We start from the raw sequence: 11614 nt of genomic DNA, 5'->3' as shown, positions 1-11614 counted from the left end.
CGGGGCGATGAGCGACGATGACGAAACCCGCTACGCCCACCACGACTCGCTGCTGGGGCTGCTCCAGCGCGGCCGCGGCCTGGGCGCCGTACGCGCCCGGCAGGACCCTGCGGCGGCCGCACCGCTGGTGTACGACGTGATCCGGCGGGACTGGCGCTGGGACGGGGTCGACGACCGGGGCCTGTTCCACGCGCGGCTGCTCCGGGACCTGGGACTGTCACCCGCGCCCGTGGTGGCGCAGCTGGCGGGGGACGAGGACGCGTGCATGCGGGCGATCGACGTGCTGGAGCTGCTCGCGCTCGGCGGATGCGACGAAGCCCGGGAGGGACTGCGCGCCCACGTCCGCGAGGGCGCGCACTGGATCCGCGTACTGGAGTCGGTCGCGGACCGCTGGCCCGTCGCATGGTGGGAGGACCTGGAAGAGGCCGCGCGGTACCGGATCCGCGCGGAGGAGGACCTGCCGTGGCCCTGCGAGCCGTGGATCCGGTTCGGGGTCGAGACACGGGTCTTCCCGGCCCTGCCCGCCGAGGCACTGGATGAGCGCAGCGGCGAGGAGCTGCTCGCCCTGCTGGCCGACACCCGCAGCGGCGACGGCACGAAGAGCGGCGCGCTCCGCGAACTGGCCCGCCGGGCACCGGACGAAGCGCTGATCCCGCTCGTGCCCTCGCTCGGGACCTCCGACGGCAGGCGCTCGCTGCCCGCCCTCACGCGGGTGGTCGAGGGCCTCGGCGCCCTCGCCGTGCCGGCCGCGCGCCGGTGGGCGCAGGACGAGCGGGAGTGGCTGGCCCGGCTGGGTGCCGACGTACTGGCCGACCACCTCGGGCCGGAGGTGATCCCCGAGCTCGTGTCGGAACTGCGCGACCAGTGGCGGGAGCGCGCCTGGTGCGGCCCCGACAGCACCGCGAAGCGGCTCGCCCGGTTCGGGCCCGATGCGGCCGAGGCGGTGCCGGTGCTGCGCCGGTTCTGGCTGCACACCCCGCACTCGTGGGAGCGGCCCGTCTATCTGGAAGCACTCGCGGCCATCGACCGCGGCGGTCTGGACTACGCGCACACCGAGTCGCTCTGGGACTGCGAGGAGCAGGCACGGCTGCTGGGCATCGCCGAAGCGCCGGACCACCCCGAGACCCTGGACCGGATCGTGATGCTGCGCGACGACCCGATGGAGGAAGCCGAGGTCCGGGCCGCAGCCGGGGCGCGGTTCGAGGAGGCCCGGTCACAGCTCTAGGCGGTGGCCTTCAGGGCGGCGAGGCGGGCCTCGATCTCCGAGGCCTTGCCGAGGTCCTCCAGGGACTCGAACTGCGCGTCCAGCGAGGAGGCGGCCAGTTCCTGCTTGCCCATCACCATGGCCTCCTCACGGCGGACCTTCTCCTCGAAGCGGTTCAGGTCGCTCGTCGGGTCCATCACGTCGATGCTCTTCACGGCGTCCAGCATCGCGTTCTGCGCCTGCGCGGTCTTCGCCCGGGCCACCAGTTCGTCGCGCTTCGCCTGAAGTTCCGTCAGCTTGTTCTTCATCGAGTCCAGGCCGGACCTGAGCTTGTCGACAACCTGCGTCTGGGCGGCGATCGCCGGCTCCGCCGTCTTCGCCTCCTTCTCCGACTGCATCTGCCGGCCCAGCGCCACCTTCGCCAGGTTGTCGAACTTGTCGGCCTCCGCCGCCGAGCCCGCCGCCCGCAGCTCGTCCGCCTTCCTGCTCGCCGCGAGCGCCTTGCCGCCCCACTCGGCGGCCGCCTCCACGTCCTCCTTGTGGTCCGCCTCCATCATGCGGAGGTTGCCGATCGTCGTCGCGACCGCCTGCTCGGCCTCCGAGATGTTGTTCGTGTAGTCGCGGATCAGCTGGTCCAGCATCTTCTGCGGGTCCTCGGCCTGGTCCAGCAGCGCGTTGATGTTGGCCTTGGCGAGCTGGGTGACGCGGCCGAGGATGGTCTGCTTGCTCATGAGGGGTCTCTCCCGGTGCTCCTGGTGAGGGATGGTGTGCCGTTGCGTTCAGAAGCGACCGCCTCCGCCCATCCGGCCGCGGGTGCCGCCGCCGCCGAAGGAACCGGGGCCGCCGCCGCCGAAACCGCCCCCGAAGCCCCCGCCCCCGCCCCCGCCGAAGCCGCCCCCACCGCCCCGCAGGATCTCGCCGAGGATGATCCCGCCGAGTACGGCGCCGCCCTGGCCGCCGCCCGCGCGTCCGCCGCCGTACGGGTCCTGGTACGCCCGTACGTCCTGCTCCGCCAGCTGCTGCGCCTGCCGTGCCAGCGCATCCGCCTGCTGCGCGTCCGCCAGCGCGCCCGCCGGGTCCGCGGCCGCCAGGGACACCGCCCGCTCCAGGTGCCGCCCAGCCTCCGCCAGCCGGGTGCGGGCCTGGCTGCCGACCGCGCCCCGGCTCGTGGTGACGTAGTCCGTGGCCGCCCCGACGGCACTGCGCGCCGAGAGCATGGCCTGGTCCAGCAGGGCGACCGCCCGCTGTCGGCCCGACTCCCGCTCCCGCGCCCCGGACAGGGACTCGTCCAGCGCCGCGTCGGCCTCCTCGACACGGCGCAGGGCGTCGATCGGGTCGTACCGGCCGGCCGCCATCTCCCGCCGTACGTCGGCCAGTACGGACTCGGCCCGGCCGATGCGGCCGCTCAGGTCCGCCGTCGAGGTGCCCTCCGCGGTACCGGTGAGCAGTCCGTGCGCGTCGGCGAGGTCGGTCTCCGTCTCGTTCAGCGCGCCCGGCAGTTTCCCGGCCGCCTCCGCCAGCTCCTGCGCCCGCCGCTCCACCGCGTCGACCAGGGTCGCGGCCTGGTCCACGGCGCCCTCGGCGGCCCGTACGTGCACGGCAGCCCTGCCGTTGTCGCCGCCGTCGACCGCGGCGCGGGCCTCACCGAGGTGGGTGGTGGCGAACAGCAGCCGGTCCTCGGCCTGTTCGGGATGGGCGGCGACGGGCGCGGACGCGGAGTCCGCGTACCTGCGCGTCAGCGCGGTCAGGGTCGCCTCGGCCGTCGAGGTGCGCCCGGTCAGGTCCCGGAAGTGCTCCTCCACGGTGGCCAGCGCCTGCGGGGCGTTCTTCTCCAGGTCCCGCAGCCTGTCGAAGCCGGCCGCCTCCGCGTCGAGCCGCCGGCCGGCCTCGGCGCACCGGGCGACGATCTCGTCCAGCATCCGGCGCCGGGTCGCGTCGTCCTCCGGGTAGGCGTCGTCGAGCTGCTGGCGCAGCCGGAAGGCGTGCGTCAGCTCGCCCTTCGCGTACTCCACGGCCGCGGTGAACGGGACGACCGTCTCCTCCCCGAACTGCGCGGAGGCGAAGCCGAGTTCCTCCGTGCTGGTGCGGACGGAGTCGTCGGTCTCCACCAGCAGCGCCTTGGCCCTGGCGTCCAGTTCCGGCAGCGGGAGCCGGTCCGGCGCTCCTTCGGGCCAGCCCGGCCCGGTCGTCGTACCGCGGCCGCCGGGGCCGATGACGGCGTCCTTTCGCTTGCGGCGGCGGTACGCGTACACCCCGAGGGCTCCGGCCGCGCCGACCGCGACCACCGGGAGCACGAAGTCCCCGGCCCCGTTCTCACCGCTCGGCTCACCGCCGGGGTCGGCCGGGCCGGGGGTGATGCTGGGCGCGGGTACGGGCTGCCCGCCGAGCACGGCGTTGTAGCCGTTGGCCGCGCCGATGGCGGCGCCCGCCCAGTCGTTCTGCCTCAGGGCCGGTTCGATGGCGGTCCGCGCGACGGTCGCCAGCTGCTGCTCGGTGAAACCGGAGTCGACGGCGGCGGAGTACGCGTACTGGCGGGCCCCGGTCGCGACCGCCAGCAGGACGTCGTTCTGGCCCAGGCCGTTCTTCTCCGCGGTGGCGTCGGCCCAGCTCTGGGCCGAGCGCCCGGAGAAGTCGCGCACGTACGTCACGAAGAGCTGGATCTTCCGGTCGGCGTACAGCTTGTCGAGCGCCGCGGTGACCGCGGCCTTGCGGTCACCCAGTGCGCCGACCCGGTCGGTGATCTGGCCTTGCTGCGAAAGGGTGACGGGATCGTCGGCCCGCACGGGCGGCGCCCAGGCCACGCCCCAGCCGCCGAAACCCAGCAGCGCGGTGGCGAGGGCGAGCCCGGCCCGTGCGAACGGCCTGCTCGGAGGCCTGCTTCTCGTCTCGCTTCTCGGCGGAATCACATATCGGAGATTATGGGTGGATTCACCCCTCCGCACCCGGAGTCGCGGGCTGTGACCCGCTGTCGGAACGGCGCCGGATCTTGTTCCCGAGCCACACCAGCGGGTCGTACTTGCGGTCCACCGCCCGCTCCTTCAGCGGGATCAGCGCGTTGTCGGTGATCTTGATGCCCTCGGGGCAGACCTCCGTACAGCACTTGGTGATGTTGCAGTAGCCGAGCCCGTGCTCCTCCTGCGCGGTGCGCTTGCGGTCCAGGCCCGCCTCCGCCGCCGCGTCCAGGGGGTGCATGTCCAGCTCCGCCACCCGCATCAGGAAGCGCGGACCGGCGAAGGCGGGCTTGTTCTCCTCGTGGTCGCGCACGACGTGGCAGGTGTCCTGGCACAGGAAGCACTCGATGCACTTGCGGAACTCCTGCGAGCGCTCCACATCCATCTGCTGCATCCGGTACGCGCCCGGCGCCACCCCTTCCGGCGGCACGAAGGCCGGGACCTCCCGCGCCTTGGCGTAGTTGAAGGACACGTCCGTGACCAGGTCGCGGATGACCGGGAAGGCACGCAGCGGGGTGACCGTGATCGTCTCGGACCGCTCGAAGGTCGACATCCGCGTCATGCACATCAGCCGCGGCCGCCCGTTGATCTCCGCGCTGCAGGAGCCGCACTTGCCGGCCTTGCAGTTCCAGCGCACCGCGAGGTCCGAGGCCTGGGTGGCCTGGAGCCGGTGGACGATGTCCAGCACCACCTCACCGTCGTGCACCTCGACGGTGAAGTCCCTGAGCGATCCGCCCTCGGCGTCGCCCCGCCAGATCCGGAAGCTCGCGTCGTACGTACTCATCCCGTTCTCCTCGTGTGGGGAAATCCCGGCATTGGCCCGGGGAGGAACGCATCCGCGGCCCGGAGTCGCGAAACGGCGAAAGGTCGCCGCGTGATGCTGTGGTTTGCGCGGTTCAAGTCGAAGCGCAAGTCGCGGGCCTCTGCGGAGTACACGCGCAGTGCGTTCCGGTATGCCGACGGACGGCTGGTGCTGGCGAAGATGGCCGAGCCGCTCGCCATCGTGTGGTCCCGGCTTTTGCCCGTAGGCGTGGTGCCGTCGACGGTCACAGTGTCCCGGGACAGTGCGGGACGTTGGTTCGTTTCGCTGCTGTGCGAGGACACCCCCGCGTCGATGCCCACCACCACGACAGCAGTCGGTATTGATGCTGGGCTGACGGCCCTGGTCACGCTCTCCACCGGGGAGCGAGTGACCAACATGCTCAAGAACCACAAGCTTGCCCGCGCCATCAATGACGCGGCCTGGCGTGAGCTGCGGACCATGCTGGAGTACAAGGCCGCCTGGTTCGGACGTGAGTTGATCGCCATCGACCGCTGGTTCCCCAGCACACGCCTGTGCTCCGTCTGCGGGGCACTTGCCGAGAAGATGCCCCTCGATGTCCGTGAGTGGACGTGTGGGAACTGCGGAACGGCCCACGACAGGGACGAGAACGCAGCTGTGAATCTCCTGGCCACCGGGCTGGCGGTCACTGCCTGTGGAACGGATGCAAGACCTCAACGAGAGTCCTTCTCTCGGTCGGGGCGGTCCGTGTCGAAGCAGGAAACCCCACCCGTGAGGGTGGGGATCCCCTCCCCATGAGGAGTGGGAATTGTCAATCGTAGAGCTCCTCTTCGGCGAGGTACTTGACCAGCTCTTCCTTCTCGAAGAGCGCGAGCAGGTCGGGACGGACGGGGTCGGTGCGGACCCTGGTGAGCTCGATCCGGTCGGCCGCCGGATCCTGTGGCACCGGGTCCACCGGGCGGCACAGCAGGTTCACCGGGCGCCAGCTCCGCTCCATCGCCGGGCAGTCCTCGCGGGTGTGACCGCCCCGGCTCTCGGTGCGCTCCAGGGCCGCGCGGGCCACGCACTCGCTGACCAGCAGCATGTTCCGCAGGTCGAGCGCCAGGTGCCAGCCCGGGTTGAACTGGCGGTGGCCCTCGACACCGGCCCGGGAGGCACGTTCGCGCAGGCCGGCCAGCTTCTCCAGGGCCTCGGCCATCTCGCCCGCCCGGCGGATGATGCCGACCAGGTCGTTCATGGTCGTCTGGAGTTCCTGGTGGAGGGTGTACGGGTTCTCCGCGCCCTCGGCGGCGTGGAACGGAGCCAGCGCCTCGGCGGCGGCCGCGTCGATCTGCGCCTGGGAGACGGCCGGGCGCGCGGCGGGGGAGGCGGCGTACTGCGCGGCGTGCAGCCCGGCCCGCCGGCCGAAGACCAGCAGGTCGGAGAGGGAGTTCCCGCCGAGCCGGTTCGAGCCGTGCATCCCGCCAGCGACCTCGCCCGCCGCGAACAGTCCGGGCACCCCGACGGTGGCCGCGGTCTCGGAGTCGACCGCGATCCCGCCCATCACGTAGTGGCAGGTCGGGCCGACCTCCATCGGCTCCGCCGTGATGTCCACGTCCGCCAGCTCCTTGAACTGGTGGTACATCGACGGGAGCCGCCGCTTGATCTTCTCGGCCGGCATCCGGGTGGACACGTCCAGGAAGACCCCGCCGTGCGGGGAGCCGCGGCCCGCCTTCACCTCGGAGTTGATAGCCCGGGCCACCTCGTCGCGCGGCAGCAGCTCGGGCGGACGCCGGTTGTGGTCCGGGTCCTCGTACCAGCGGTCGCCCTCCTCCTCCGACTCGGCGTACTTCTCCTTGAAGACGTCGGGGACGTAGTCGAACATGAACCGCTTGCCCTCGGAGTTGCGCAGCACGCCGCCGTCGCCGCGGACCGACTCGGTGACGAGGATGCCCTTCACCGAAGGCGGCCAGACCATGCCCGTGGGGTGGAACTGGACGAACTCCATGTTCAGCAGGGGCGCGCCCGCGAGCAGGGCCAGCGCGTGGCCGTCGCCCGTGTACTCCCAGGAGTTGGAGGTCGTCTTGAAGGACTTGCCGATCCCGCCCGTGGCCAGTACCACCGCGGGGGCCTCCAGGACGAAGAAGCGGCCGGACTCGCGCTCGTAGCAGAAGGTCCCCGAGACCCTCTGCCCGTCCTTCAGGACCCTGGTGACCGTGCACTCCTGGAAGACCTTGAGCCGGGCCTCGTAGTCCCCGTACTCCTTGAAGTCCTCCTGCTGGAGGGCGACGATCTTCTGCTGGAGGGTGCGGATCAGCTCCAGGCCCGTGCGGTCACCGACGTGCGCGAGGCGCGGGTACTCGTGGCCGCCGAAGTTGCGCTGGGAGATCTTCCCGTCCGGGGTGCGGTCGAAGAGCGCGCCCCAGGTCTCCAGCTCCCAGACCCGGTCCGGCGCCTCCTTCGCGTGGAGCTCCGCCATCCGCCACTGGTTCAGGAACTTGCCGCCGCGCATGGTGTCGCGGAAGTGCACCTGCCAGCTGTCGCCCTCGTTGACGTTGCCCATGGAGGCGGCGATCCCGCCCTCCGCCATCACCGTGTGGGCCTTGCCGAAGAGGGACTTGCAGATCACGGCCGTACGGGCACCGCGCTCGCGGGCCTCGATCGCGGCCCGCAGCCCGGCGCCGCCCGCGCCGACCACCACCACGTCCCACTGCTGCCGTTCCACTTGAGCCATCTCAGAAGATCCTCGGGTCGGTGAACGCGCCGGTGGCCAGCAGGTACACGTAGAAGTCGCACAGGGCCACGCTGACCAGGGAGGCCCACGCCAGTTGCATGTGGCGGGAGTTGAGCCGGCTGATCCAGCCCCACAGCCGGTAGCGCACCGGGTGCTTCGAGAAGTGCTTGAGCCGGCCGCCCATGATGTGGCGGCAGGAGTGGCAGGACAGCGTGTACGCCCAGATCAGCGTGATGTTGACCAGGAACAGCAGCGTCCCGAGGCCCATGTGGCCCCACTCGTAGTGCTCGTCGCGAAAGGTCAGCACGGTGTCGTAGGTGAGGATGCCCGCGACCGGGATCGCCGCGTAGAAGAAGTACCGGTGCGCGTTCTGGAGGATCAGCGGGAAGCGGGTCTCGCCGGTGTAGCCCGCGTGCGGTTCGGCGACGGCGCAGGCGGGCGGCGAGGCCCAGAAGCCCCGGTAGTAGGCCTTGCGGTAGTAGTAGCAGGTCAGCCGGAAGCCGAGCGGGAAGACCAGGATCAGCAGTGCGGGGGACAGGCCCCACCAGCTGCCGAAGAGGTCCCAGTTGGGGCCGCCGCGCATCTCCTGGCAGTTCTCCGCGAGACACGGGGAGTAGAAGGGGGAGACGTACGGGGCCGCGTAGTAGTCGGCGTTCGCGAAGGCCCGCCAGGTCGAGTAGACGATGAAGGCGAGCAGCCCGGCCGCGGTGCCGGCGGGGGCCAGCCACCACCGGTCGGTACGCAGGTGCCGGGCAGCGATCGCGGCCCGGGAGGCGTCGTGGACGCCGCCGGGCCGCTGCTGGGGTGGTTGTGTGCCTGTGGCCAAAGGGGACTCCGGGAGGAGTGATGAGGGGTGGCCCAGGAGGCCCGGCCGCCTCGGGCGGCCGGGCCAGATGGGGGAGCGGGTCGTACGGCTGGAGCTGTGTACGGCTGGGGGCGGGGCGTCCGGCGTCAGGGGGCGTGGCGGTCGCGCGCGCCCAGGCCCTCGTCGTCGGTGTCCGTCCACAGCGCGGTGTCGTACGGCGTGTCCGGGATGGTCACCATCCGGGACGGATCCGGCGCACCCGACGACGTCGGCTGCTGCCGCTTCGCCTGCTGTTCCAGCTGCTCGACCTTGCGGGTCAGCTCGTCCAGGTTGCGCCGTACGGCACTCAGATCGTCTTGCAGGGACATGATTTGCCCTCACTTCCGCAGGTGCGGTGGCAACGCTCATGTGCGCCTGCGAGTGTCGCGCCTCACGTCCCCGGTTGTGAAGGGACGTGCAGCGATTGCGGGCGCGCAGGCGTGAACTGTGCGCCCCTCCCTGGACCCCATTGTCATCCCTCTTCCGAGGGAATGCCTGTTTGCCGCGCAAGCCGGATTGGTCCGCACGGGTGGGGTTCGCGGCGTGGCGTGAGGCGGCTGCTGGGGGTGCGGCGGGCGGTCGATTTCAGTGGGTTCCGGCAACCGGTGTGATCAGCTCCATATACCGCCGAACGTGATCATGCTTCCCCCACGCCCCGCCCCGGAGGTACCACCCATGTCCCAGAGAAGGCGCAGGTCCTTGGCGCTTCTGACCTCGGGAGTCCTCGCACTGCCGCTCCTCACGGGCTGCGGCGCGGGTGACGACGAGGGCGGTCCGGTCGCAGCCGGACAGGACATCGCCGCGACCGCCCGAGACAAGGTCGCCGACGGGGGCGTCCTGCGGTGGGCGGTGGACGCCCTCCCGGAGACGCTGAACACCTTCCAGGCCGACGCGGACGCCACCACCAACCGGATCGCCGCGGCCGTGCTGCCGCACCTGTTCGTGATGGACGCCAAGGGGCGGCCGGTGGCCAATCCCGACTACCTGGAGAAGGCCGAGGTCGTCGAGCGGGAGCCCAAGCAGGTCGTCCTGTACAAGCTGAACCAGCAGGCGGTGTGGAGCGACGGCCGAGAGATCGGCGCCCCCGACTTCGTCGCGCAGTGGCGGGCCCTGAACGGCAAGGATTCGGCGTACTGGACCGCACGCAACGCCGGCTACGAGCGGATCGAGAAGATCGAGCGGGGCAAGACCGACCTGGAGGTCAGGGTCACCTTCGCCAAGCCGTACGCGGACTGGCGCTCCCTCTTCAGTCCCCTCTACCCCAAGCAGGTCACCGGCACCCCGGACGCCTTCAACGAGGGGGCCCGCGGCACCCTCAAGGTCACCGCCGGGCCCTTCGGCCTCGGGGCGATCGACAAGAAGACCGGCACCGCCGCCCTGAACCGCAATCCGCGCTGGTGGGGCCGGCCGGCCAAGCTGGACACCCTGGTCCTGACGGCGGTGTCCCGGGCGGAGCGCCCGGCCGCGCTGGCCGCCGGCAAGCTCGACATGGCGGAGATCGACCGTACCGGCGCCGACCGGATCGCACTCGCCCACCGGGATGCGAAGAAGCAGGGCGCGAGCGGCGCGGGCTCGGGCGGAGCCCCGGCCCAAGGCCCCGGCGCCTCGATGACGGCCGCGGAGGCCACCCTGTCGTGGGCGACCGCCTTCGGCACGGACGAGGAGAAGGCCCAGGCGGAGCAGGCGACCCGGCAGAAGCACGCCGAGGCGGTCAGCAGGTACGCCGACGAGCAGGAGGCCCTGCGGAACTTCACCGTCCGCAAGTCCCTGGAGCCGGCCTACACGCAGCTCGCGATGAACGGCTCCGGCGGCCCGCTGGCCGACGAGCGGGTCCGCCGGGCGGTGGCCCGGGTGCTGGACCGCAAGGAGCTGGCCGAGATCGTGCTGAAGCCGCTGGGCCTGCCCGCGAAGCCGGTCGGCAGCCACCTGGCACTGGCCGGGCAGCGGGCGTACGCCGACAACAGCGAGGCCCTCGGCGGCCAGGACGCCAAGGCGGCCCAGGCCCTCCTCGCGGACGCGGGCTGGCGCCGGGGCGGCAAGCTCACCGAGCCGCCGGGCGCGAAGGCCGGCCCGCAGAGCACGCCGCAGGACGACGGGAAGACCCCGTCGGGCCCCGGCACCGGCAACGACGGCCTCTACATCGTGGGCCAGGACGACGAGCGCAACGGCGACCGCCCAGGCGCACGCGGCAGCCGCCCCGAGGGCCCCGAGGGGCACAGCGGCGACGGCGCCCTCGCCGAGGGCGCCGCCGACGGTCCCGACGGCGAGATCGTCGACGCCGACCGGTCGCCGGTGCTGGCCCCCGCGCCGTTCGCGCAGGGGCAGGAGACGGCCCTGCGCGCCCAGGCCGCCGCCGCGGGAGCCGTCGAGGACGGCAAGCGCAGTCCGGCCCGCGACGGCGAGGCGGCGGAGCCCGCCGAGCCCGCCAAGGGCTCCGCGCCCCCGGCCAAGCAGGCCGTACGGACCTCCGGCTCCATGCTGGCGAAGGACGGCAAGGCGCTCAGCCTGCGCTTCGTCCTGCCGTCGGGCCCCGGATCGGAGTCCCTGCGGACGGTCGGCGAGCGGATCGCCGCGATGCTCAAGAAGATCGGCGTGAACACCGAGATCACCAAGGTGGCCGACGAGAGCTTCTTCAAGGACCACATCGCCTCGGGCCAGTACGACCTGGCCCTCTACTCCTGGCCGGCGACCGCCTACCCGGCCACCGACGCCCGGCCGATCTTCGCCAAGCCGGAGCCGGCCGCGGACGGCTCGCTCCTCGTCGAACAGAACTACACACGGGTCGGCACCGACCACATCGACCAGCTCTTCGACCAGGCGGCCGGCGAGCTGGACGAGGAGCAGTCCCGTGAGCTGATGCGCAAGGCGGACGCCCGGATCTGGGCCGCCGCGGGCTCCGTCCCGCTCTACCAGCGCCCGGAGCTGGTGGCCGTCAAGCCGGCCCTGGTCAACGCGGGGGCCTTCGGGCTCGGGACTCCCCGCTTCCAGGACATCGGTTGGAAGAAGCCCCCGGCCGCCAAGGACAAGAAGAAGTGACGCGAGGAGGGGCGGCGCGAGGAGGAGAGCAGGAGAAGATGTGGTGACAAAGGGGTGCCTGTCAGGTTGACCTCGGGATCCCAAG

General features: G+C 71.9%; 8 protein-coding genes and 1 pseudogene. 3 read left to right on the top strand and 6 right to left on the bottom strand.

What is annotated here, in order from left to right; genetic code table 11:
• The first annotated feature begins 7 nt into the window (after positions 1 to 7).
• Positions 8 to 1225, top strand: coding sequence for a hypothetical protein (locus ACFYOB_RS31705; protein WP_388565722.1), 1218 nt, complete (start codon positions 8 to 10; stop codon positions 1223 to 1225).
• Here ACFYOB_RS31705 and ACFYOB_RS31700 read toward each other — a convergent pair.
• From ACFYOB_RS31700 to ACFYOB_RS31690, 3 genes are all read right to left on the bottom strand, one after another.
• Positions 1222 to 1935, bottom strand: a complete 714-nt coding sequence (locus ACFYOB_RS31700) for a PspA/IM30 family protein (protein ID WP_388565720.1) — start codon at positions 1933 to 1935, stop codon at positions 1222 to 1224. The two genes, ACFYOB_RS31705 and ACFYOB_RS31700, sit on opposite strands and share 4 nt — an antisense overlap.
• 48 nt (positions 1936 to 1983) lie before the next feature.
• Positions 1984 to 4029, bottom strand: coding sequence for a TPM domain-containing protein (locus ACFYOB_RS31695; protein WP_388565898.1), 2046 nt, complete (start codon positions 4027 to 4029; stop codon positions 1984 to 1986).
• Positions 4030 to 4132: 103 nt separating this feature from the next.
• Positions 4133 to 4939, bottom strand: coding sequence for a succinate dehydrogenase/fumarate reductase iron-sulfur subunit (locus ACFYOB_RS31690; protein ID WP_388565717.1), 807 nt, complete (start codon positions 4937 to 4939; stop codon positions 4133 to 4135).
• A 102-nt stretch (positions 4940 to 5041) separates the two neighbouring features.
• On the opposite strand from ACFYOB_RS31690, the pseudogene ACFYOB_RS31685 reads away from it, so the two are divergent.
• A pseudogene (locus tag ACFYOB_RS31685) lies at positions 5042 to 5734 on the top strand (RNA-guided endonuclease InsQ/TnpB family protein); the annotation flags it as partial.
• A 13-nt stretch (positions 5735 to 5747) separates the two neighbouring features.
• Here the strand turns inward: ACFYOB_RS31685 and ACFYOB_RS31680 are convergent.
• From ACFYOB_RS31680 to ACFYOB_RS31670, 3 genes are all read right to left on the bottom strand, one after another.
• Complete coding sequence (locus ACFYOB_RS31680) at positions 5748 to 7649, bottom strand: fumarate reductase/succinate dehydrogenase flavoprotein subunit (protein WP_388565714.1); 1902 nt, start codon at positions 7647 to 7649, stop codon at positions 5748 to 5750.
• A 1-nt stretch (position 7650) separates the two neighbouring features.
• On the bottom strand, positions 7651 to 8475 hold the full coding sequence (locus ACFYOB_RS31675; RefSeq protein ID WP_388565711.1) for a hypothetical protein: 825 nt from the start codon (positions 8473 to 8475) through the stop codon (positions 7651 to 7653).
• 125 nt (positions 8476 to 8600) lie between these two features.
• Complete coding sequence (locus ACFYOB_RS31670) at positions 8601 to 8822, bottom strand: hypothetical protein (RefSeq protein ID WP_388565709.1); 222 nt, start codon at positions 8820 to 8822, stop codon at positions 8601 to 8603.
• Between the two features lie 310 nt (positions 8823 to 9132).
• On the opposite strand from ACFYOB_RS31670, the gene ACFYOB_RS31665 reads away from it, so the two are divergent.
• Positions 9133 to 11529, top strand: a complete 2397-nt coding sequence (locus ACFYOB_RS31665) for an ABC transporter substrate-binding protein (protein WP_388565896.1) — start codon at positions 9133 to 9135, stop codon at positions 11527 to 11529.
• Positions 11530 to 11614 lie beyond the last annotated feature (85 nt).

This window comes from Streptomyces sp. NPDC006463 (assembly GCF_042870715.1).
Classification (GTDB): domain Bacteria; phylum Actinomycetota; class Actinomycetes; order Streptomycetales; family Streptomycetaceae; genus Streptomyces.
This window is presented reverse-complemented; position numbering and strand designations above follow the sequence as displayed.

Coding starts and splice junctions, on each gene's coding strand:
- ACFYOB_RS31705 (WP_388565722.1), top strand. CDS start 8: ATGAGCGACGATGACGAAACCCGCTACGCCCACCACGACTCGCTGCTG.
- ACFYOB_RS31700 (WP_388565720.1), bottom strand. CDS start 1,935: ATGAGCAAGCAGACCATCCTCGGCCGCGTCACCCAGCTCGCCAAGGCC.
- ACFYOB_RS31690 (WP_388565717.1), bottom strand. CDS start 4,939: ATGAGTACGTACGACGCGAGCTTCCGGATCTGGCGGGGCGACGCCGAG.
- ACFYOB_RS31680 (WP_388565714.1), bottom strand. CDS start 7,649: ATGGCTCAAGTGGAACGGCAGCAGTGGGACGTGGTGGTGGTCGGCGCG.
- ACFYOB_RS31670 (WP_388565709.1), bottom strand. CDS start 8,822: ATGTCCCTGCAAGACGATCTGAGTGCCGTACGGCGCAACCTGGACGAG.
- ACFYOB_RS31665 (WP_388565896.1), top strand. CDS start 9,133: ATGCTTCCCCCACGCCCCGCCCCGGAGGTACCACCCATGTCCCAGAGA.